Genomic DNA, 23,717 nt, shown 5'->3' with positions numbered 1-23,717 from the left:
GCCCCCTGCCGATGGTCTCCCGTCGGCGGCGGCGCATGCTTTGGGCGTTGCTGGCCTCGACAATTCTCGCCGTCGCACCGGCGGCCCGGGTCGTGGCCCAGGATGTGCGGGCCGACGGGCGCACCGAAACGCGGGTAGAGCGGCGCGGCGCGGTCACCGACGTGCGCACCGGCACGGTTTCCGGCCGCTACGGCGTGAACAGTTTCGACAGGCTTGGGGCCTCGGCCGGGCGGACGGTGAACATCCACGCGCCGCGCGGCTCGGCCGGCACCGTGAACGTCGTGACGGGCGGGCGCACGGTGGTGGACGGCACGCTGCGGTCGATGGCGGGCGGGCGCACGGGTGGAGAGATGTATATCGCCAACCCCGACGGCTTCACGATCTCTTCCGGCGGGCAGGTGCTTGGCGGGCGGATCGGGCTGTCGACGCCGACCCGCGGCTTTGCCGAGGGCCTGACCGGCCCGGATGGCGCGGTCAGCGCCGACCATGTCCGCGCCTTCGCCGACGGCACCGATCCCCAGGGCGGCGGCGACATCGACGTGGCCGGACGGATCGCGGCGGGCGAGGCGGTGCGCCTGACCGCCGGGGGCGACATCACGATCTCGGGCGAGGTCGCGGCCGGCGACCGGACCGCGGTGATGGCCGGTGCCGTGAACATGGGCGACGTGACGCTCCGCGCCGGCGGCGACCTTGTCCTGCACGGCGGCGCACGGGTGACCGCCGGGGGCGCCCAGGGCGGCGGCCGGATCGACGCCCGCAGCGGCGGCGACATCACGCTCGATTGGGGGGCCGTCGTGGGCGCCGAGGGCCTGGGCGACGCGCCCGGCGGCTCGGTCGTGCTGTTTGCCGACGGCTCTGCCCGGCTGGGCGCGGGGGCGGTGGTCTCGGCCGCCGCGCTGGGCGCGGGGGCGGGCGGCTTCGTCGAGTTCTCGGCGGTGGAGCTGGTCGAGCTTCAGGGCGAACTGCGCGCCTGGTCTGCCCGGGGCGAGGGCGGCGCGATCCTGGTCGATCCGAAACTGATCGAGGTCGTGGACACCGACGTGCTGACCGGCAATGCCGACTACCTGCTGCAGGCCTCGGAACAGATCGTGGTCGAAGGCGGCATCGTCATCTCGACCCGCAACATCGGCGCCGGGACCGATCACGTCAACGATCCGTCCACGGGCAATTCCGGTGACATCACGCTCGAGGCGCCCGATATCGAGATCCAGCCGGGCGCGATGCTGCTGGCCTTCGGAACGGACGGTTTCGCGGGCGGCGACATCCTGCTCGACGCGCACATGGTCGACAGCATCGACCTGGCCACGGCGGCGCTTCCGGTCGGGCGGGCGGGGATCAGCATCACGGACGCGGTGATCTGGGGCCGCAACGTGACCCTGCGCACCCGGGTCGTGAAGGACAATGTCTTTGCCGCCCCCGGCGCCGTCAGCCAATACGTCAACGACGCGTTCGGCAGCACCGGCCTGGGCGTCCTGGACAGTTTCATCGCGGCGCAGGTCGCCAATGCGGATGCCTCGGTCGCCACGCTCCTGGGGGCGCTCGATGCCGAGAACCTGCCCGCCCGGGTCTCGGCCGAGGCCGAGACGCACGTGGTGCGCAGCTACATCCTCTCGCAGGGCGATACGGTGATCTCGTCGCGGGCGTCCACCCGGATCCAGCTTGACCCGGCGGACCAGGCGCTGGCCCTGGCCTTGGCGCTGTCCGAGACCCATTCCGAGACCATCGTGCAGGACAGCCAGATCCGCGCCAACGGCGATCTCGACATCACCGCGCTGTCGCGCGAGACCCTGCGCCTCTCGGCCGGCGGCGACGATCAGGACAGCGCCAGCAACATCGCCCTCGCCGCCAGTTTCCGAGACAGCAGCGCGACCGCCCTGCTGGTGGGCTCGACCTTTCGGCTGCCGGATTACGACGGCGTGCCGCGCACACCCAATTACCGCGAGACGACCGTGGCCGGCGACGCGACGATCTCGGCCGAGATCGTCAAGGACATCTCGATCACCGCGGCCTCGGGCGGGAACGAGACCGGCGCGGGCGAAGCGGTCATCCTGTCCTACGACAACAGCGCGGCCCGCGCCTCGGCCACCGCGCAGATCCAGACCGACGACGGCAACCTGACGATCGACGCGCGGACGAGCCACGAGGCCTACGCCCTCGACGCCCATGTGGACGAGGACGCGCTGAGCGTTCCCGCGACCGCCCCGACCAGCGGGGTCTCGCAGATCGCCGGGCTCACCGACGGGCTTCGCGGCGCCCTGTCGGGCGCCGCCGGCGGGATCTTTGACGGCGCGGCCTTCGTGCTCGATCAGTCGGAGACCGCGACCCTGGCCAGTTTCGGCTATCCCACACCCTACGAGAACCTGCTGGGCGGCTTCGACCGCGAGGGCCAGGGGGGCAACTTCTGGGCGATGCTCGACGGCGCGACCGAGAGCGCGTCCGAGGACACGGCCTTCACCATCTCGGCGCTGACGGATCTGGGCGACAGCAGCGTCAGCGCGACCATCGGCAACGCCGGCGACGATGGCAGCACGCGCGGCGGCACGGTCGTCTTCTCCGACCAGATGCGCACGACCGAGGCCTATAACTACAACACCCAGTCCTATCACGATCCGGCCCTGACCACGGCAGCCGAGCTGTCGGGCGCCTACACGATCGACCAGCAAAGCATCGGCGGCACCGACATGGCGGTGTCCTATGGCAGTCTCGTCACCGATTTCGAGACCCGCGCCGAGGCCGAATTCATGCAGGGCGGAAGCACCGGGGCGCTGACGATCTCGGCGCTGGAGGACCTGGAGCTGACGAACCGGCAAAGCGCGGATCAATTCGCCAACAACGCGGCCGGGACCCTGGGCTTCGCCCGGACGGACTACGGTTCTGACGTGGTGGCCCGGTTGCTGGAATCCCGCCCCCCGACGGGCCGCGACACCGCCCCCCTGACGGTCACCGCGCACAGCCTCAGCACGCTCGACACGGTCGCGATGCGAAATGGCGCGATGCTGGACGACAAGCTGCAGGTCGCCGGTGCGACGGCTCTGGTGGTGTCCTCCGGCGGGGTCCGGGCCGAGATCGACCGGAATGTGTTCCTCGACCGCAACCAGGTCACCGTCGAGGCCCGGGATGCCACCTGGCGCCAGATCGTCGCCAATGCCGTGGCCGAGGGGGACGCGACCAACATCCTCGGTGCGCTCGCCTACGACGAATACCTGCGCGACACCACGGCCCGGATCATCGGCGCCGAGGTGGCCGGCGGTGCGGACGGCGTTGCCGTGTCGGCGCTGTCCGAAACCCACGCCAGCGTGGTCTCGATCGGTCGGGCGGCGGGCAGCGGCGGCGCCAGCCTCGCGGGGCTCGGCGCCTGGGTGGTGGACGACCGCGACGTCGTGGCGACGGTCGAGCCGGGCGCCTTCAACATGGTCCTGACGGGGGCTCTCGATGTCACGGCGCTGCGCGAGGACAGCTACATCCTGCTGCAGGGGACCGAGGCGAGCTCCGATGTCGGCGCCGGTGTCGCGCTCGGCGTGCTGCGCCTGGGCGGAGAAACCCGGGCCGAGGCGGATTTCGACATGTTCGGCCTGACGCCCGAGCTGGAGGCGGAAATCCCCCCCGGCAGCGAGGGCGAATTCGAGATCACCGAAGTGTCTTTCGGCGGTGACGTGACCGTGACGGCGACCAATGCGGCGCGCGCCTTTTCGCTGACGATGGGCGGCGGCTCGGCCAGCACCTTCGGCGGGATCGGCTCTGTCGGCTATCTCGACATGGGGCACCTCGCCGATGACCAGGCGATTTCCGGGGTCACCGACGCGCTGCTCGACGAGGGATCGGACCGGGCCGATTATGACGCCGAGACGGACGCGGTGCTGGACGGATTCGCTGCCGATTTCGCGGCAGCGGGCGACAGCAGCGGCGGCGGCCTGCTGCCGTCACAGGTGGGCCCGGCGGCGATCGTCGCGCGGCTTGCCGTGTCGGGCGGAGAGGTCGGCGGTGCGGGGGCCGTGACGGTCGAGGCCGGCGACGACCGCAGCGCCACCGTCGTTGCCGGACAGTTGCAGAACGGGCTGGTGGCGCAGGCGACCAGCGCCTTTGACACCTATTTTTCCATCGACGACATCTCGGAGACCGGCGTCACCCTGTCCCTGCGGCCCGACAGCGTGGGCGAGGCCATCACCGCCGCCACCCAAGTCTATGCCACCGGCGCCAAGGCGGCCGGTGCGCTGGGCGATTTCAAGGACGCGATCACCGGTGGCGCCACGATTTCCACCGACGCGACCACGGTCGGGGCCGCGGCAGGCGTTGCCATCATCGGCGGGGCGGTGTCGGCGCTGCTCGACATGACCGCGCAGGACACCGGCAGCGCCGAGGGCAGCGTTGCCGCCGGCACCCTCGACGTCTCGAGCCGCAATGCGGCCGGTGCCGCGGCGCTGGCGTTCGGCGCCCAGGTCGGCTCGTCCAGCCTTGGCGCCTCGGTCGGCCACGCGCGGCTGAACCAGCTGACGACGGCGGCGGTGGAGGCGGGCAGCGCCTCGGCCGGCCGTGTCACCGTCACGGCGGCGAACACCGGTCGGGCCACGACCATCGGCGGCGTGGCGCAGGTGGCGACGAACAGCCTGGCGGCCGGAGCGGCGATCATCCTGGCGGACATGGACGCAGCCACCCTGGCCGAACTGCGCGACACCGCTGTCGGCGGGATTTCGGGCGTGACGGTCGATGCCGCGGAAAGCGGCAGCGCGCTGTCCGTCGCGCTGTCCGCCGGGGGTGCGCCGGGCGGCGGCGCACTTGTCGGCACGATCGGCGCCACCTCGCAGCGGTCGCTGGTCCGCGCCGTCGCCCGCGACAGCACGGTGTCGTCCTTTGCCGGCGATATCGCCGTCACCGCGCGGCAAACCGCGGTGACCAATGCCGTCACCGGGCAGGGCGCGGGGGCCTCGAGCCTCGCCATCGGGGCCGCGATCTCCGACGTCACCCTGCGCGGCGTGACCGAGGCGCTGGCCCTCGACGCGACCCTGCTGACCATCGGCGCGGGCGGCGACGTCATCGTCAGCGCCACCGCCGACCGCCGCGTCAACGCCGCCGCCCTCGGCGCGAATGTCGGCGGCACCGCGGGGCTGACGGGCTCGATCTCGCTGATCACGCGCGAGGATGTCGTGCGGGCCGAGGTCGCCGCCTCTGAAGTGACATCCGGCGATTCGATCCTGGTGGAGGCCCTAGCCGACGTCACCTTCGCGGCCCTGGGCGGCGGAGAGGAAGGCGGCCTCGCGGGGCTCGGCGCGGCCAATGTCAATCTTGCCGGCGGCGGGTCCGTCGGGGTCGGCGTGTCGGTCAGCGCCCTGCGCTCTGCGGGCACGGTCGAGGCGCTGGTCTCTGACGACAGTGCCCTGAACGCCCTCGGCACCGCGACAGGGGGCGGTGTCGCGGGCCACCGGAGGTCCGAGGCCGACGATTTCGGCACCCTCGCGGCACAGACCTATCACGGCGTGGCGGTCGTGGTCGACGCGGCCTCCGAGGTCAGCCTTCTGTCGCTCTCTGCCTCGGCGGCGGGGGCTGTTGCGGTTTCGGTCCAGGTGCCCGTTGTCAGCGTCACCGACACCGTGCGCAGCCGGATCACCGGCAGCAGCGTGGACAGCGGGGCCGATATCGCGATCGTGGCCGGCAACCGGGCGGAGCTGTCGCTGCTGTCGCTGATCGCGCAGGGCAGCGGCTCGGTCTCGGGCGGGGCGGATATCGAGGCGATCACGCTGGCGCGGACCACCGAAGCGGTCAGCGATGGCGCCGACCTGACCGCCGAGCGCGACATTGTGATCGAGGCGATCTCTCCCGACACGGTGACGACCTGGTCCGGCTCTTTCTCGGTCGGGGGCGCGGTCGCCATCTCGGGCGTGATCCAGTCGCTGCTGGCCGAGAGCGAGACCATCGCCCGCGTCGAAGGCGGCAGCCTGATGGCGGGGGATGATTTCGAGATCGCCGCTGCCGCGCCGCGGGCCGTGGTCCAGAACGCGGTCAACGCGACCGCGGCGGGGCAGGCCGGTATCGGCGGCACCGTGCTGCACCTTCTTGCGCGGGATACGACCATCGCCGAGGTGGGCGACGACACCCTCTTCGGGCAGGCCAGCCTGGAGATCGGCGACGACGGCACCATCGCCGCCAGTGCGACGCTGGATGTACAAAGCGTGGTTGTCAGCGGCGCGCTCGGCACTGTTGGCGTTGCGGGCTCTGTCCTTGTGGCGAAGTCCGAGCAGGTCGTGGCCGCCCGCCTGGGGCGCAATGCCGAGCTGACGGAGGGCAGCCTCGACGACCTGACCATCAGCGCGGCCCAGCACCTGCTGCATTCGGCGACCCTGGGCAATGTCACTGCCGCGGGCGTGGCGGTCGGCGCCTCGATCCTGTCGCTGTCGGGCGGCAACACGGTCCTGGCCGAGATCGCCGACCTGGCCGATGTCGCGGCTGATGGCGAGGTCTCGGTGCTGGCAGAGCTGGACCGCGACGTCACCGGCACCTCGCTGGCCTTCGGCGGCGGCGCTCTGGCGTTCCAGGGCTCGGCGACCTTGATGGGCTTCGGCCGCACCGTGGAGGACAGCGAGACCTCCGGCACCCTGGCGCTGATCGAGGGCGACCTGGTCGAGCAAGACGCCCTCGATTACGGCGCGGGAGACGCGGCGGCGCAGCAGTCGCTCGACGCCGCCACCGCTGCCCGGCAGGCGATCGCGGCCGCCGGCGGCCTCGTGGTGCCGGACGGGGTGACCGCCCGGATCGGGGCGCTGACGGAGGTGGACGCGGAACAGGCGATCACCGTCAGCGCGACCGAGATCGGGGCGCTCGACGCGACCTCCGGCGGAGTGGCCATCGGCAGCATCGCCGCGACGGCGGGTTTCACCAAGCTTCGGCTCGGCACCGAGGTCAGCGCCGAGATTGCCGAGGGCGCCGATCTCTACAGCCCCGGCGCGGTGACGATCAGCGCGGTCAGCGACGTCGATACCGGCACGCCGCAGACCATCGCGGGCGCGGGCGGAGCAATCGCCGGGTTCGGCGCGGTGACCGAAACCCACGCGGACCGGCAGGTCGCCGTCAATGTGGCGGACGCGGCGCGGATCGGCGACGATGGCGCGGGCACGGCGGCGATCCTGCTGGAGGCCCGCGAAACCGGCGCCACCAATGCCCGCGCCGACGGCGGCGGTATCGCCGCGGTCGCTGTGGGCGGCGTCTTCGCGACCACGCGCAACGCCTCGCAGGTCTCGGTCACGTTGCCCGGCGACGGCATCGCCACGATCAGCGGCGACGATGTCAGCCTGCGCGCCACCCGCGCGGGCGCGGTCGAGGCGCGGGGCATCGGCCTCGCCGGCGGCGTGGTCGCCGGGGCCGGCGTCGATGTCGCGGCCTACGACGCATCCGCCGTGGCCGTTGACATCGGAACATCGCTCCTCACCGCCGCGGGCGTCCTCGAAATTGCCGCCACGTCGCAGGCCGATGTCCTGGCCAGAGGCACGGGCGGCACGCTCGCGTTGGGCGCGGGCCTTGGCGTCACCCTGTCCCGGGCCGAGCGCACGGCCGAGATCGACGTGCGCGGCGCGGGGGCCAGCCTGACGGCGGGAAGCCTCGCGGTGACGGCGCTCGATGCGGCCTCGACGCTGGAGGAGGGCGCGTCTTCGATCACGGCGCGGACGTTTTCGGCCACGGGGGGCGCTGCGTCCCTGGGCGGTGCGATCACGACGCTGCTCGGCGACAGCCGCGCGACGGTCGACCTGTCGCTGGCCGGGTTGGAGGTGGAGAACAATGCCGATTTTCTGTCCGGCACCAATGGCTTGCTGGACGCCACATCGACGGGGCTGAACCTGGGGCTCTACGCGGGCGGGGCGAACCTGACCACGCTCGACAGCGATGCCGATGCCGCGCTGACGGTCACGCTGACCGGCGCGGGGGAGGTCGGCGGGGCGCTGCGGCTGGATGTCGACCAGGTCGAGGATGTCACCGTCGATGCGCTCTCGGGCACGGGGGCGCTCTATGCGGTGAATGCCGCGGAAATCGACATGAGCCTTGGCGGTACCGGCACGCTCAACCTCGACGGCGGAGGGGAGCTGACCGTGGGCGGCACCCTGGGGGCGGACATCTACCGCGGCCTGACCTTCGCGGCGGACTCGGATTCGCTGAAGGCTTCCATCGCCGGCTTCGGCGGCTCGCGCATCGACATCGACGTGGACAGCGACAGCGCCATCACCCTGGACGGCCAGATCACCGCGGGCGGCTATGACGCCGGGATCGTCACCGACCTGACCAAGCGCGACCCGGGCTATTCCGGCCGGATCGGGTCGCTGGGGGTGCTCGACGGGACCTCGCTGCAATCGGACACCGACGTGGACCTGACAGCCGTGCTGACCGTCGCCGATGGCGCCCGGCTGACGCAGGTCGGGGCGGACAGCTTTATCGACGTCGGCACGCGGTTCGCGATCACCAGCCTCTATGACCTGTCCGACAGCGTGAAGATCGACACCGGCGGCGGCATCGCCATACCCTCGGCCCGGTCCGAGATCGAGGTCGACGCGACCGACATCGCGATCCGGATCGGCGATGCCGAGATCCTCACGGATTCGGGGATCGACATTTTGATCCTGTCCGACGTCGCCATCGCAACCGAGGCCTATGTCAACGTCTACGGCGTCGCCGGCTCTCCCTATGCCGAGGCCGTTTCGGACTACGATGCCGCCCAGGCGGTGGAGCTGGCCGCGGGCGCGCGCATCCTGTCGAACGAGGGCGGCGTGGTCATCAACGCGGGCTCCGACACGGCGGGCGGGCAAAGCGCCGACATCACCTCGGAACTGCGGGTCTGGAACAGGACCGCCGTGCCCATCGGCCGGACGCCCTATGCCGAATCGCGCAACGTGCAGACCAATGCCGTCACGATCGCCGGCGGGGCCGATCTGCGGGCCGCGAACGACGTGGTGCTGGTGGCGGGTGCGGGTGCGGTCGACACCTATTCCTACGGCATCGCCTCCGACCTCTACCGCGAGGCCGGGGAAGCCGTGGTCAACGCGCTGGGCGACCTGGTGGGGGCGGAGGATGTCAGCCTCGACACCGAGGTCGGCGTCACCCGCGAGACGCTGACGAACACCGTCACAATCGATGGCTTCGTCGAATCCGGCACCAATTATTTCCAGGAACTGCGCGCCGACGACAGCGGCATCACCACCCTGACCGACGGCATCACCGCCGAGCTGATCGCCGACGCCGATGTCCGCGCAGAGCTGGAGGACGCGCTCGACCAGCTCGAAACCGACCTGGAGGAGGCCTACGGCGACCCGCTGCTGACCACCCGGCTGGAATACGAGATTGCCCGTGTGGAGCGGATCCTGAACGATCTGGGCAGCGATCCCATCGACCTGATCCGGGTCGACAACGCCTATGCCGCCGCGGGCGACATAGAGATCACCGCCGATGTGCTGGGCGGCTCGGGCACGCTGGTCTCGCACGGCGACGCGACGATCCAGATCTACAACGAGGGTCCGGCCATCGTCGAGGTGGTGGACGCGCTGATCCCCTATCGCGGCGGCGGGCTGATCACCCTGAACGAGATCCCGCTGACCGCCGCGGATGCGCCGGACGCGCTGACGCTTCAGGCCAGTTCCACGGCGGATATCGCGGCCGTTCCGATCATCTCGGTCGAAAACCTCTATGCCGATGACGGCCTGTCGGGCGACATCTATGTGACAGGCACGGTCGAGAACCTGCGCGGCACGGTCAGCCTGTTCACCGCCGACGGCAACATCCTCGTGCTGGGCGGCGCGATCGAGGCGCAGCAGGTCGATATCCAGTCGGGCGGGGATTTCCTGCTGTCGGCGGCCTATGACGACGCGCTGGTGAACCTCAATGCCTCGCCGCTGGCCACCCATGCCGGCATCATGGAATGGTCTCTCTCGGGCCTGGTCTCGAGCTGCGCCACCGATTGCATCGTCGAAGACATCGACGAGTTCGCCACCGTCGGCCGCGAGGTTCTGCCCGGCGGCGCGGTGACCGCCGCGGGCAACATCTTCATCTATGCCAACAACGCGGTGAACATTAACGGCCTCGTCCAGTCCGGCATCACCGATTACGAGGTGCTGATCCGCGAGGGCGTCGATCTGGCCTTCGACCTGCTGCCCGCCGGACAGGCGGTTCCGGTCCTCTACAGCCCCGCGCCCACGGAAACCTCGCCGTCCGAGCAATACCTGGGCGACCTGTTCGAACTGGTTTCGGGCAACGTGGTCGTCCGCTACGACACCGAGGCAGAGGTGCTGGTGCTCGACCCCGTCGTCGCCAATGGCGGGCTGATCGAGATCGTCGGCCAGATTGTCTCTACCGGGAACGGAGAGCTGTCGGCGGCGCATGGCTTTGCCCAGATCGACGTGGTGAACGAGTCCGACTACGCGCTGGTCATCAACGACCTCTCGACCGGCTATGGCGAGGGCGCGAACGGCCTGATCCGCATCGTGGACCTCAACCGCCCCGCCGCGACCGGCGATGGCTTTGTCGTGACCGAATTCACGCAGGCCCCCGACGGCAAAGTCACCCGGACCGTCACCGGTGCCAGCACGACCATCCCCTTGCTGACATTGCTCGATACGCCGGTCTACGAGGTCGAGGACGCCTACCGCGTGGCCTTCGCGCTGGGCGACATCTCCGAACGGCTCGACGGCACCTACGAGCTGGACGAAAGCGCCCCCGGCGTGCTGAACCGCGACTGGGACCTGTTCTATGATTACGGCAACGCGCTCGACGGCAACGGCAACCTGATCGTGCTGGACACCGCCGAGATCGCGGGCAACCCCCGCTCCTCCGAGATCCTGCTGCTTGACGCGGGCGAGAACCCGTTCGAGGCGATCTTCAGCGACGGGCGCGATCCGTTCGGCGGCTGGATGGTGGACCCGCTGAACGACGAGGTCGTCCCCGAGCTCTCCGCCTGGCTCGACCCGCTGCTGACCGCGCTGGGGTCTGACACCCTGGCCGAGATCATCGCCGACAACGAATACGCCCGGATCAGCCGCGACCTCGTCGCGCTGTCTCCGCCGGTGGAGACGACGCAGATCTACAACCTGCTGGAGACGGACAACATTGCCACATCCGATACCGACCCGCTGCTGGACGTCTATGGCTATCGGCAGTTCCGGGGCGAGTCGACCACCACGCAGGACTACAACCTGCACTTCCTGTTCGCGGGCGAAGATATCGACGTGGGCTTTCACGGCCATGACAGCGGTGCGCTGACAATCGATTCCGTGGGCGACGTGATCTTCGACGGCGCGGTCTACAACCGCTCGGGCCCCACGACGGTGCTGTCCGACGGCACGATCCTGGCCAATTCCGCGACCAACCCGTTCGAGGTCAACAAGCTGACGCTGGACGCCGGCGGTGACATCGGCCGGGCGGCGGTCTATGGCGCGAGCGGGCTGGCGCAGGGCACGGTCGGGGTTGTCGCCGGCCCGGCGAGCGGTCTGGGCCTCGCCGACCGGCTGGGCGGCGGCGCCAGGGTGGTCCTGCCCCTTGCCGAGCGTCTCGCGGAGGCCGAACTTGGCACCTTCCGCATCGACCAGGACGAGAGCTTCGGCCTGGACGTGCTCGCCGGCGGCGATGCCCGGATCGAAGAGCTGACCGGCACGATGGAGATCCTCACGGCCGGGGCCCAGAACGACCTTTTGCTGCGCGCCGCCAATTCGGTCATGACTCACCGGTTCTCGACCACGCCCGTCCTCGCGGCCGCCGACAGGGTGCGGTTCGAGACGACGGCGGGTTCTGTCGGCACGCTCGATGCGCCCATCACCTTCACGGCGCGGGTGGTGTCGGCGGACACGGGCGGCGACATCAACCTGCTCACCGCCACGGACCAGGCCTTGCAGGTCAACCGCCTGATCTCGGCCACGGGCGACGTCTCGCTGGTCTCGACCATCGCGTCGATCTGGGACAACAACACCGTCGCCCGCGTCGACCGGAGGCTGGAGGATGACACGCTCACAGCCCTCTGGGACGACCTCGGCCTGCGCGCCACCGATGCGTCGGGCACCCCCGAGACCACGCGCGGCCCCGCGCTGATCGCGGCCGTGGAGGACGCGCGGACCGCCGCCTATTTCGACTACTGGACCACCCGCCTTGCCGCCGGCGCCTATGACCCGGCCTTCACGGTCAGTCTTTCCGCCGCCGATACTGCTGTACTTGAGGCGCGCGACCTCGGCGCGGGCGAGATCGCCACGCTCGAGGCCGCGGCGACCGACCGCTACCACGGGCTCCACGCTGAATGGGGCGACACGGAGTATGACCCGAGCTACCGCTATACCGTCACCGCTGCCGAACGGGCCGACCTTCAGACCGGCCAGTACTGGAGCGATGTCGAGCTTGGCCTCGGCCTGCGGCGTTCGCTGATCCTCGAGGTGACCGACACCGAACCGGTGGTGGAAGAGCCCAACGTCTCGGGCCGTGACGTCAACCTCGCCTCCGGGGCCAGCATCGGCCGCGACCGCAATCCCTATGTGATCGACAGCGCCACCGGCCTGACCGAGGAGGCGCTGGCCGAGCTCTGGACCGCCGAACGCATCGACCTGACCGTCGGCCCCGATACGGTCGAGATCGCGCGGGTGGACGACCTCGACATCGCGGCGACCGGGCAGGTGGTGGCCATCGCCGCCGATGACGTGCTGATCGGGTCGGAGCAATCCATCGAAATCCTCTATGCCGACGCGGGCGCACAGTTGCGGATCAAGAGCGCGGACGCCCTGACCCGCGCCCCCGATGGCGTGGTCCTGCCGCACCTGCTGCGCGCTCAGGACATCGTGCTCGAGGCCGCGGCCGGCGGCATCGGCGCCATCGGAGAGCCGTTGCTCATCGACCAGCTTGCCGGCGGGGCGCTCGTGGCGCGGGCCGGTGGCGCGGTCCGCCTGACCGCGCCGACCTCGGACATGGCCGTGTCGGAGGTCTTTTCCGAGACGGGCGTGGTGCTTGTCACGGCGACCGGCTCGATCCGCGATCACGGCGCCTCGGACGGCGTCGATATCCTGGCGGACAGCGTGGCGCTGCTGTCGGCCGGCGATATCGGCGCGGCGGGGGATGCGCTCGACATCCAGATGCGGGGCGGGGCGGGCAGCGTCTCGGCCGTGGCGCTTGGCGGCCCCCTCGATCTTGCGCTGCTTGGCGGGAATGTCACGGCGGGGCTGATCGGCTCGGTCGCCGGCGACGTCACCATCGTGGTGCCCGACGGCGACCTGACGCTCTTTGGCCTGGCCGACCCGGCGCTGGCGGCGCTGTTCCAGTCCGACGTGCTCGACGCCGACGCGACCGCGACCGAGCCGGGGCTGGCCACGCTCCAGACCCTGCTGCCGCAGGGCGGCGGGTCCGGGATCCTGGATCTGGTGACAGGGCCGGAGCTGTCCGACAGCAATATCGCGGCCGCCGGCGGGGGCTTCGCCGGCTTCACCGGCGGGGCGGTCGACCTGTCGGACCGGCTCTCGTCGACGCGGGTCTTTCTGGCGGACCGGCTTTCTGCGACCGGCGACCGCCTCTCGGAGCTCGACCCAGGTGCGGGAACGGGCGGCACTGACGTGCCGTCCTCCTCGGACTTTCCGCTCCTGCCCTCGATCCACGCGGGCGGGGAGCTGTTCCTCGACGTGGGCGGCAGCGTGCTTGGCCGTGAGGGCGCCGCACTCGACATCCGGGCGGTCGAGGCGGCGGACCTGCGGGTGGGCGCGTCCTTTGGCAGCCGGAACGATTACATCGTGACCCGCGTCGCCAACGGCGACATCGCGGGCGACGCGACCCTGGCCCTGCGCGACCACGACCGCACCGACGCCGTCGCGCCTGACTACTACATCGCCAATATCGGCGATCTGCGCCTGGTTATCGCGAACCTGACCGAGGGCGAAAGCACCCTGCGCCTCGCCACGGTCGGCGACCTGGAGCTGGACGCCGAGGCCCGGCTGCGCGGCGGCACGATCTGGCTCGCCGCGCTGGGCAACGACGACCGGGGCGGGATCTCGGGCATATCCATCGACGACGCGGTGACGGTCGAGGCGGACGCGCTGGGCCTGCTGACGACCGGCGCGGTGACGGTCGCCGGCTCCGACAGCCTGAGCCTCGCCGACAGCGACCTCTACCTTGTCGCCAACGACCTGCGCTTCGATGGCGCCTGCGCCGATTGCGGCGTCCTCAGCGTGACCGGCGACCACCGGATCGGCATCGTGAGCCAGGGCAGCGTCGATCTGGCCGAGGTCTCGGCCCCCGAAGGCACGGTCGACATCCTCACCAGCAACTACGGCGCGATCCGGCTGGACCGGCTGACCGCCGACGAGGTCACCCTGCTGACCCGGCTCGGCACGGTCGAGATTGGCACGCTCATCGCGGGCGACGCGCGGATCGTGGCCAACGGCTCCGTTCTGCCGGGCGACTATGACGTGGCGCGGTCGCTGAGCATCGACGCGCTCTCCATCGGGCTGAGCGCCGAGGACCCACTGGTGATCCTGGGGCAGGAGGATCCTGCGACCGTCGACCTCTTCGGCGACTACGGGATCTTCGCCACGTTCAGCGACGGCGATCTCTACACCGCCGACCGGCTCGCGGCGGGCGAGGAGGGGCTTGGCATCACGGTCGACGCGACGTCGGACGGAGTCGGCATCCTGACGGTCGGCGCCGTCACGACCGAGGGCAGCCCGGTCGTCATCACCTCCGACGTGCTGACGATCTCGGACGATATCCTTTCCGATGGCGGCGACGTGACCCTGCGCAGCCTGATCGGTGCGCTGCGCATGGCCGAGTTCACCGCGGTCGACGCCGGAAATGGCCATATCACCGTGACCTCGGCGGGCGACATGTTCCTGTCGTCGCTCAGGAGCGTCGGGCTGGACCCAGACGCGCCGATGATCCTGGTTTCGGCGACCGAGTCGCTGTCCAGCGTGGCCGCGAACGCCGCGACCATCTCCGCGGGCATACTCGGCGAGGCGCGGGTCGGGCTTTATGCGGGCGCGATCGCCGACACCGGCCCGGCCGGTTTCTGGGTCGATGCGGGGCAACTCGATGCGGCGGTGGGCTTTGGCGATCTGCATTTGATCTCGACCCTGGCGGCGACAACGATCCTGTCGCTCAAGAACCTGGGCGGCGGTGCCATCGAATTCGTCGGGCTGGGCGATATCCTGTTGTCCGACGCGGCGCTGGAATCGGTGGATCTCTTCGGCGGTGGGGCCACGGGCGACATCAGCCTCAATTCCAACTACGGCGACATCTTCGGCGACATCTCGTCGCTGGTCGGGGGCGCGGTCACCCTTCTTGCGCCCGAGGGTCAGATCGGCAGCGCGGCGGATCCGCTGACCCTGCCGACGGAGGATCAGACCCTGCGGATCGGCGCCAATGGCGAGGTCGCCCTTGCGGTCACCGGCGACATCGCGGCAGAGTTCATCGTCTCGGAGACCGCGCCGGTGACGGTGACCGCCTCGGGCGCGGCCACGATCACCGGCCTCGCGGGCGCCGCCCCGGCAAGCGTCACCGCCACCGGGATCGACGCGACCCAACTGGAGGAGGGCGCCCTGGTGCCGACTGCCCCGGCGATCGACGCTCTCATCAGCCCGGCCCGCTACCGGGACCTTGTCGTGGGGCCGCAAGGGGCCATTACGCTGGTCGAGACCGGCGATTCCGGCGGAGAAACCGGCGGAGAAACCGGCGGCGAGACTGGCGGAGAAACCGGCGGCGGCGATGCTGGCGGGGATGAGACTGGCGGCGCCGGGACCGGTGACGGTGATACCGAAAGTGGTGCGGCCGGTGATGGCGATGCCGGTGGAGCAGATAGCGGCGGCACGTTTGTCGGCAGCGGCGAGGATGGCGGAAGTGATACCGGCGGCGACGACACGGATGGAGGCCAGACCAGTGACGGCGATCCCGGCACCGGGACCGGCACCGGCTCCAGCGGAGCGGGGTCCGGCGGAAGCGAGGCTGCTGGCGGCGATACGGGCAGCGACGGCGCCGGGGCCGGTGAGACGGGCGGAGACGGGACGGAAGCGGCCGAAAGCGACGGGGCCGGGCAGAGCCCGCCCCCGAACAATCCCCTGACCCGGCTCTTCGGACCGGGTGGCGGCTCGGGTGTCGGGGCGAGCGGGGGGCAGTTCGGGGCAGGGGTCCTTGACGTCACCCGGACGGGCGGGGTGACCTTCGGTTGGCAAACGGCGGACGACGACGAAGAGGACGAAGAGGACGACGAAGAGGGCGCCGAGGAATGACCGGCCTGTCCTCCCGGCTCGCGGCTCTCGCCCTGGCCTGTGCGCTCGGATGCCCGGCGCCGGCGGCCTACGCGCAGGGGCTGACGCCCTCGGATGCCGCCCGGGCGCTGGCCGAGCTTGCCGCCGGAACGCCCTCGGCCGCCCCGGCCCGCACGGCCGCGGCCACGCCGGCCCCCCGTGCCGCGCCACGGGCGCCGCCGCCGTTCCGGCTGCGCACGATCCTTTTCGACGGCCCCTCGGGCTATTTCACCGACGCGCGGCTGCAAGCGGCCGTGGCGCCCTACCTGGGCCGCCGTCTGACGCTCTCGCGGCTTCCGGTCCTCGCCGAGGCGATCAACAGCCTCTACCGCGCCGAGGACATCGCCCTCGCGCAGGCCGTCGTGACCGGCGCGGACCCGGCCCGGGGCAGGGTCACCCTTGGGCTGTTCGAGGCGCGGCTGGGCGCTGTGCGCTATGTGACCGACCGGATCTCCGAGGCCTACATCGGCTTTCGCACCGGCCTTCGGCCCGGGGAGCTTGCCGACACGCGCCGGATCGGCGACCGGCTCGAGCGGTTGTTCCTGACCGACGGGCTTCTTGCGGATGCCGCCTTTTCGCCGGGCGCGGCGCCGGGAGACACCGACCTGACCGTCACCTTCGAGGAACCGCCCCCCAGCGCTCTCGTCCTGAGCCTCGACACCTACGGAGATGCGGCGTCGGGCACCTCGCGGCTTGTGCTCAGCTATCGGCTGAATAGCCTGACCGGCTGGAACGACCCGCTGGCGGTCGACCTGCTGGTGACCGAAGGGGCGCGGTCCGCCACCCTGAGCTATGCCCGCACCGTCACGCCGGACGGCGGGCGGCTGGGGCTGAGCCTGTCGCGCCAGCGGGTCGAGAACATCACCGGGCCGGACCGCGTCTCGCGAACCCGCAGCGCCACCGTCAGCTTCGAGCATCCGCTGGCGCTTTCGGTTGACGGGACGCTGTGGGCCAGCGCACTGCTGGACGTCTATTCCGAGACGGTCGAGACCACGGGCATCACCACCGCGGACCAGGCCGGCAGCTCCGTCACCCTGGGCCTGAACGGCACGTCGCGCCCTGCAGACGGGGCCCTTCGCGGCGCGGTCTGGAACCTCGCCGGCACCTTCGGCACCTATGAGGACGGCGTTCTCGGCGGGGGGGAGCGGGCGTTCTCGACCCTGTCCGGATCCGCCCGGCTTGAATGGCTTTGGGGGGAGCAGGTCTATGCCACGGCCTCGGCTGCGGCGCAGGTGCCGTTGACGGACGACACCCCCTCGCGGTCGCAATTCACCGTGACCTCGCCGTTCGCGGTGCCCGGCTACGACAACGGGCTGTCGGCGGGCGACGGCGGCTATTGGGCGCGGTTTCAGATCGAACCGGCCCGCCCGCTGCCGATCGACGGGGCCCGGTTGCGGCCCTATGCCTTCGCGGCGCTCGGCGAGGCCTTCGACCGGGAGGCCGGCGAGCTGACGGGCCAGGGCCTGGCCAGCGCCTTCGGCTTCGGCCTCGCCGGACAGATGGGCGAGCGCGTCCAGATCGACCTGCAGGCCGTCCGGCCCGTGACGGAGGTTTTCGGGCAGGGCGGCGACGGCGCGTGGTCCATGCAGGCCGCCCTGTCGGTCAGTTTCTGAGTCCCCACCGCAAGGACGAATCCCGGGATGATCCGCCACCGGACGACCAATCTGATGCCACCGGCCGCGCTGCGCAGGCTGTTGTGCGGGGCACTTGTGCTGCTGAAGCTGGGCATTCCCGGCCCGGCCGCGGCGCAGGACGGCGCGAGGTTCCGGGATTGGACGCTGCTCGACCTGCCGGCCGGAGGCTGCGTCCTGCATAACCGGGTTCTGTCGGTGGACGGGGGGCTGACCCTCGCGGATGTTTTTCTGGAGGACCTGGGCGGCGATCTGTTGATGTCGGTCCGGGTTCCGGTGGGCGTCTCGCTCGCCGATGGCATGGCCTATCGCCATGACGGGCGGCCGGTGGCGGTGCCGCTGATCTGGCAATCCTGCAACACGGAAACCTGCCTGGCCCAGGTCCGCGCGACCGCCCGCGAGGCCGAGCGCCTCAGATCCGCCCGCGCCGTCATTGTGGGCTTCGTGCCTGTCCCCGGTGCGCGGCCGCTGACTTTTCCGGTCTCGCTGATGGGGGTGACGGCGGGCCTTGCCGCGCAAAGGGCCTGTGCCGCCCCGTGACGCTCTGCCGCCGGTGCCGTCGCTTTGTCATGCGCGGCGCATGTCCAGGGGCCTTGCCGCCGCGCGGGGCAGATTGTATGCGACAGCATGCAAGCTTTCGGAGCCGCCTGAATGCCACCCTGGCTTCCCCTGCCGGACGGGATCGACGGGCTGGTGCTGCTGGCGCTCGCCGGGTGCTCGGCGCTGGGCTCCTTCATCACCGCGGCGTTCGGGATCGGCGGCGGGGCGCTGTTGCTGGCCGTCATGGCCATCGTCATGCCCTCCGCCGCGCTGATCCCGGTCCACGGGGCGGTGCAGTTGGGGTCCAACGCCAGCCGGGTGGCGTTGTTCTGGCGCCATATCCACGGCGCGGCCTTGCCCGGCTTCGCCCTCGGGGCGGTCGTGGGCAGCGTGGCGGGCGGTTTGATCGCGGTCGACCTGCCGGCCTCGGTGGTGCAGGCCGGGGTCGGGTGCTTCGTGATCTTCTCGGTGCTGGCCCGGCCGCCTGCCTGGCTGCGGAACATGCCCGTCGTGGCCGGCGTCGTGTCGAGCTTTCTGACCATGTTCTTCGGGGCGACCGGGCTGTTCGTGGCAAGCTATGCCCGGGCGCGGGGCCTCGACCGGGCCGGCTTCGTCGGCACCCAGGCCGCGCTGATGACGATGCAGCACGGGCTGAAACTGCTGGTCTTCGGGCTTCTGGGTTTTGCCTATGCGGACTGGGCCGGGGTGATCGCCCTGATGATCGCGGCGGGCGGGCTGGGCACCTTGACCGGCCGCATGGTGCTTGTGCGCACGGACGAGGCCCTGTTTGCCCGGATTCTCGACATCCTGATGCTGCTGATCTCGCTGAGGTTGATCTGGGGCGCCTTCCGGGGCTAGCGCCGAGACACCCGGTTGACGGCAGGTTTGACACATGTCCCACTCGCGGCATGAAAACAGTCATCAACAGCCATTGCGGCACCGGCCTGTCCATGCCCGACGTGCCTTACCCGTCCCAGGACATGGCCGCGCCGCTAGCTCTTCTGGCCCGCTGCCCCGAACACCGGGTGACGCCGCTGCTGAACCGGCCCGACCTGGCCGCGCTGGCCGATGTCGCGACGGTGCATGTCAAGGACGAGCGGGACCGCATGGGGCTTGGCAGCTTCAAGGCGCTGGGCGCGGCCTACGTGATCGCCTGCGACGCGGCCGAGGGCGCCGCGAAAGGCCGGACCTACGTGACCGCCAGTGCCGGCAACCATGGACTGTCCGTCGCCGCGGGGGCCGCCGCGTTCGGCGCCCGGGCGCAGGTGTATATCGCCGAGACCGTGCCGGAGGCCTTCGCCCAGCGACTTGCGAAGCTCGGCGCGAGGGTGACCCGCGCGGGCGCCACCTACGAAGACAGCATGGCCGCGGCCGAGGCCGATGCCGCGGCGAACGGCTGGACCCTGCTTTCCGACAGTTCCTGGCCCGGCTACATGACCCGGCCCCACCGGCTGATGGAGGGCTATCTCGCGCTGATGGCCGAGGTCTTCGACCAGTTGGAGGTGCCGCCGACCCATATCCTGCTGCAGGCCGGCGTGGGCGGGCTGGCGGGTGCCGCCGCCGCTGCGGCGCGGGCCCATTGGGGCGCCACGCCCACCATCGTCGTCGTCGAGCCCGAGGCCGCACCCGCGCTGCACGCCTCGCTGGCCGCGGGCGAGGCGGTGACGACCGCCGGGCCGGTCTCGGCGATGGGGCGGCTCGACTGCAAGACGCCCTCGCTGATCGCGCTTCAGGGCCTTGCGCGGGACGCGGACCTCTCTGCGCTGATCACCGAGGACGAGGCCGCGACGGCGACCGCCCGCCTCGCGGGGCTGGGCCTGGCTTCAACGCCCTCTGGCGCGGCAGGCCTTGCGGCGCTGCTGTCGGCCGACCGGGCGGGGCTCGGTCTGTCTTCGGGCGCGCGGGTGCTGGCAATCCTGTCCGAGGGCCCGGAATGACGCCCTTCCCGGCCTCTGAATTCGCCGCCCGCACGGCGCGCGCACAGGCCGGGATGGCGGCGGCCGGGCTTTCGGCGCTGTTGCTGACGACCGAGCCCGAAATCCGCTATTACACCGGCTTTCTCACCCGCTTCTGGGAAAGCCCCTCGCGCCCCTGGTTCGTGGTCGTCCCGGCCGAGGGGCCGCCGATCGCGGTCATCCCGGCCATCGGGGCGCATCTCATGGGCCAGAGCTGGATTCGGGACATCCGCACCTTCGCGGCCCCGGCCCCCGACGAAAGTGCGCTGGCCCTGCTGGCCCTGACCCTGCGCGAGGAGGTGCCGCCGGGCGGGCTGATCGGCCTGCCCGACGGGGCCGAGACACATGTCCGCCTGCCGTTTTCCGACTGGGCCGTCCTTCAGGACCTGACCCTGCGCCGCCGCTTCGTCGGGGACGGCGGGCTGGTCGCGCGTCTGCGCCAGGCGAAGTCCGCCGCCGAGATCGACCGGATCGCCACCGCCTGCGCCATCGCCGGCCGCGCCTTCGCCCGGGTGCCCGAGATCGCGGGTGCGGGCGTGCCGCTCGACCAGGTGTTTCGCGGGTTCCAGGGGCTGTGCCTGGGCGAGGGCGCCGATTGGGTCGCCTATCTCGCCGGCGGCGCGGGGCCGGGCGGCTATGGCGACGTGATCTCTCCGGCCACGGCCCGGCCGCTGGCGCCGGGGGACGTTCTGATGCTGGACACCGGCGTCGTCCACGGCGGCTACTACAGCGATTTCGACCGCAATTTCTCGGTCGGGCCGCCCGGCGCCGAGGTGGCCGAGGCGCATGAGACCCTGATCGCCGCGAGCCGCGCCGCCAAGGCCATCGCCCACCCCGGCACGACCCATGCAGAGCTGTTCCACGCGATGCACAGCCTGACCTCGGGGGGCACGCCGGGGGCGAACACCGGCCGGATCGGGCACGGGCTGGGGATGGAGCTGACCGAGGGGCCGTCGCTGCTGCCGTGGGAGACGGCGTCGCTGCGCCCCGGCATGGTCATCACGCTGGAGCCCGTGATCGAGCTCTCGCCCGGGCGGATCATGGTCCATGAAGAGGTCATCGCGATCGAAGAGGACGGCGCCCGCTGGCTGTCGAACCCGGCGCCGCCGCAGATCGCGGTGCTGTCATGACCAGCCTGTCCTACGAGATCGACGCCGCGAGACCCGCGCAGCTAGGCCTCGTGGTGCTCCAGGCAGACGAGACGATCGAACGCGACTTTCGCCGGCTGATGCCCGAGACGCCGGAGGTCTTCGTGACCCGCATCCCGTCGGGCGAGGACCTCAACCTAGCAACGCTGGCCGCGATGGAGGAGCATCTGACCGCCGCCGCGGCCCTGTTTCCCCGCGCGGCGGATTTCGCCGCCGTCGCCTATGGCTGCACCTCGGCTTCGGCGCTGATCGGGGCGGGGCCGGTGGCCGGCGCGATCCACGCAGGCACCCGAACCGCCCATGTGACAGAGCCGCTGACGGCGCTGATCGCGGCCTGCCGGGCGCTTGGCGTCACCCGTCTGGCGATGCTGTCGCCCTACCTGCCCCCGGTGTCGAGCCGCCTGCGCGAGGCGCTCGCGGCGCAGGGCATCTCGACCGTGTCCTTCGGGTCCTTCGACGAGGAGGTCGAGGCGCGAGTCGTGCGCATCGCCGCCGATTCCGTCCATGACGCGGCGCTGGAGCTTGGCCGCCACCCGGACGCGCAGGCGCTGTTCCTGTCCTGCACCAACCTGCGCACGCTCGGGGTGATCCCGCGTCTGGAGGCGGCGCTCGACATTCCGGTGCTGTCCTCCAACCAGGTGCTGGCCTGGGACCTCTTGCGCCTTGCGGGCCTGTCGGCGCCCGCCGGCGCCCCCGGACGACTGTTTGCCTGCGAGGGACCATGAACGACTATGACACCGGCCGCCTGGACCTGCCCTTCGTCGGCATCCCCACCTTCGGCAAGTCGCCGCTGGTCCTCGACTGGAACGCGATCGACGCCGATGTGGCGATCCTCGGGGCCCCGCTCGACATGGGGACGCAATGGCGCGCAGGGGCGCGGTTCGGGCCGCGCGGGATCCGCGAGGCCTCGACGCTGTTCTCCTTCGGACATGCGGGCGCCTATGATTTCGAGGACGACGTCACCTATCTCGAGGGTGTCCGCATGGTCGATATCGGCGACGCCGACATCGTGCACACCGACCAGGCCCGCAGCCTGTCGGGGATCGAGGCCGGGGTCCGCGCGATCCTGGCCGCGGGCGCCCTGCCGGTGGTGCTGGGCGGCGACCATTCGGTCAACATCCCCTGCATCGACGCATTTTCCGACCAGCCGCCAGTGCATCTGGTGCAGATCGACGCGCATCTCGACTTCGTGGACGAGCGTCACGGCGTGCGCACCGGTCACGGCAATCCGATGCGCCGCGCCGCCGAAAAACCCTGGGTCACGGGGCTGACGCAGGTGGGCATCCGCAACGTCTCGTCGACCGGTCGCGACGGCTATGTCGCGGCGCGCGAGATGGGCTCGGACATCCTGTCGGTGCGTCAGGCCCGTGCGCTGGGCGTCGAGGGCGTGCTGGCGCGGATCCCGGCGGGGGCGCGGTATTACCTGACCATCGACATCGACGGCTTCGACCCTTCCATCGCGCCGGGCACCGGCACGCCCAGCCACGGCGGGTTCCTCTATTACGAGGGGCTGGAGCTGATCGCCGGCCTTGCGCAACGCGGCACCATCGTTGGCCTGGACTTGGTGGAGGTCGCGCCGGACCACGATCCCGCCGGCACGACGCAGATCCTGGCCGCGCAGCTTCTTCTGAACACCATCGGCCGGATCATCGCCGCCCGGGGCTAGGCCGGGGCCAGACCGAAGTTCAGGTGCAGGCCGGCGGCGGCGTCCGGCTCAGAGCCTTTGACAGAAGGTCATGGAGCTGCCGCCGGTCGCCCGGATCGAGCGGCGCGAGGATCTCGTCGATCACCTCGGTCAACGTCCTGCGCAGGTGGGTGACGGTGTCCTGCCCCTTGTCGGTCAGGCGCAGCATGCAGACCCTCGCGTCGTTGTCGCACTGGCTGCGCGTCAGCAGGCCCTTCTCGGCCAGCGCCTTGATCGCGCGGGTCATCTGCGACTTGTCCCGCGCCACGCGCCGCACGACCTCCTGCACGGGGGCGGGCTCTATGTCGGCCAGTGCAAGCAGGATCATCCCGCCCGAAGGGCCGATCCTCGCTGTGTCCACGGTCCCGGCCCGCGCCTGCATTCCGGCGTGAATGCCGCGCATCAGCCGGTCCACAAGCTGGGCTGTCTCGGTATCTTCCATTGGTGTCCAGACAGGGGGCCGAAAGAGTTGACAAAGTCCACCAATCCGCGAATTGTAGACAATGTCTAGCTAACGTATTCCACGTCGAGGC

The 23,717-nt window shown here is 70.9% G+C and carries 9 protein-coding genes; 8 read left to right on the top strand and 1 reads right to left on the bottom strand.

Features of this window, described 5'->3' with window-relative positions; translation table 11 throughout:
• Positions 1-35 precede the first annotated feature (35 nt).
• The 8 genes from ROA7023_RS06900 to speB all read left to right on the top strand — a co-directional run bounded on the left by ROA7023_RS06900 (position 36) and on the right by speB (position 23,166).
• Positions 36-16,208, top strand: coding sequence for a leukotoxin LktA family filamentous adhesin (locus ROA7023_RS06900; protein ID WP_159458453.1), 16,173 nt, complete (start codon positions 36-38; stop codon positions 16,206-16,208).
• Positions 16,205-17,839, top strand: a complete 1,635-nt coding sequence (locus ROA7023_RS06895; protein ID WP_085878282.1) for a ShlB/FhaC/HecB family hemolysin secretion/activation protein — start codon at positions 16,205-16,207, stop codon at positions 17,837-17,839. The genes ROA7023_RS06900 and ROA7023_RS06895 overlap by 4 nt, the downstream gene beginning before the upstream one ends.
• A 27-nt stretch (positions 17,840-17,866) precedes the next feature.
• Positions 17,867-18,397: an invasion associated locus B family protein gene (locus ROA7023_RS06890; protein ID WP_085878281.1), complete on the top strand. Its 531-nt coding sequence runs from the start codon at positions 17,867-17,869 to the stop codon at positions 18,395-18,397.
• Between the two features lie 111 nt (positions 18,398-18,508).
• Entirely contained in the window at positions 18,509-19,255 is a 747-nt protein-coding gene (locus tag ROA7023_RS06885; protein ID WP_085878280.1) for a sulfite exporter TauE/SafE family protein, read from the top strand.
• A gap of 50 nt (positions 19,256-19,305) precedes the next feature.
• Positions 19,306-20,334, top strand: coding sequence for a pyridoxal-phosphate dependent enzyme (locus tag ROA7023_RS06880; protein ID WP_085878279.1), 1,029 nt, complete (start codon positions 19,306-19,308; stop codon positions 20,332-20,334).
• Positions 20,331-21,482, top strand: a complete 1,152-nt coding sequence (locus tag ROA7023_RS06875; protein ID WP_085878278.1) for a M24 family metallopeptidase — start codon at positions 20,331-20,333, stop codon at positions 21,480-21,482. The genes ROA7023_RS06880 and ROA7023_RS06875 overlap by 4 nt, the downstream gene beginning before the upstream one ends.
• Positions 21,479-22,225 (top strand): maleate cis-trans isomerase family protein, encoded by a 747-nt coding sequence (locus ROA7023_RS06870; protein ID WP_085878277.1) that lies wholly within the window; start codon positions 21,479-21,481, stop codon positions 22,223-22,225. The genes ROA7023_RS06875 and ROA7023_RS06870 overlap by 4 nt, the downstream gene beginning before the upstream one ends.
• Positions 22,222-23,166, top strand: coding sequence for an agmatinase (speB, locus tag ROA7023_RS06865; RefSeq protein ID WP_085878276.1), 945 nt, complete (start codon positions 22,222-22,224; stop codon positions 23,164-23,166). Before ROA7023_RS06870 ends, speB begins: the two co-directional genes overlap by 4 nt.
• Before the next feature lie 19 nt (positions 23,167-23,185).
• Here the strand turns inward: speB and ROA7023_RS06860 are convergent, their stop codons facing one another.
• On the bottom strand, positions 23,186-23,626 hold the full coding sequence (locus ROA7023_RS06860) for a MarR family winged helix-turn-helix transcriptional regulator (RefSeq protein ID WP_085878275.1): 441 nt from the start codon (positions 23,624-23,626) through the stop codon (positions 23,186-23,188).
• Between the last annotated feature and the right edge of the window lie 91 nt (positions 23,627-23,717).

The sequence above is a fragment of the Roseisalinus antarcticus genome (assembly GCF_900172355.1).
Taxonomy (GTDB): domain Bacteria; phylum Pseudomonadota; class Alphaproteobacteria; order Rhodobacterales; family Rhodobacteraceae; genus Oceanicola; species Oceanicola antarcticus_A.
The sequence above is the reverse complement of the archived record's forward strand: the minus strand, read 5'-3'. Positions and strand labels throughout refer to the sequence as shown.

Bases quoted from the DNA above. Each gene is read 5' to 3' on its own strand.
- ROA7023_RS06900 (WP_159458453.1), top strand. From the start codon at position 36: ATGCTTTGGGCGTTGCTGGCCTCGACAATTCTCGCCGTCGCACCGGCG.
- ROA7023_RS06895 (WP_085878282.1), top strand. From the start codon at position 16,205: ATGACCGGCCTGTCCTCCCGGCTCGCGGCTCTCGCCCTGGCCTGTGCG.
- ROA7023_RS06890 (WP_085878281.1), top strand. From the start codon at position 17,867: ATGATCCGCCACCGGACGACCAATCTGATGCCACCGGCCGCGCTGCGC.
- ROA7023_RS06885 (WP_085878280.1), top strand. From the start codon at position 18,509: ATGCCACCCTGGCTTCCCCTGCCGGACGGGATCGACGGGCTGGTGCTG.
- ROA7023_RS06880 (WP_085878279.1), top strand. From the start codon at position 19,306: ATGAAAACAGTCATCAACAGCCATTGCGGCACCGGCCTGTCCATGCCC.
- ROA7023_RS06875 (WP_085878278.1), top strand. From the start codon at position 20,331: ATGACGCCCTTCCCGGCCTCTGAATTCGCCGCCCGCACGGCGCGCGCA.
- ROA7023_RS06870 (WP_085878277.1), top strand. From the start codon at position 21,479: ATGACCAGCCTGTCCTACGAGATCGACGCCGCGAGACCCGCGCAGCTA.
- speB (WP_085878276.1), top strand. From the start codon at position 22,222: ATGAACGACTATGACACCGGCCGCCTGGACCTGCCCTTCGTCGGCATC.
- ROA7023_RS06860 (WP_085878275.1), bottom strand. From the start codon at position 23,626: ATGGAAGATACCGAGACAGCCCAGCTTGTGGACCGGCTGATGCGCGGC.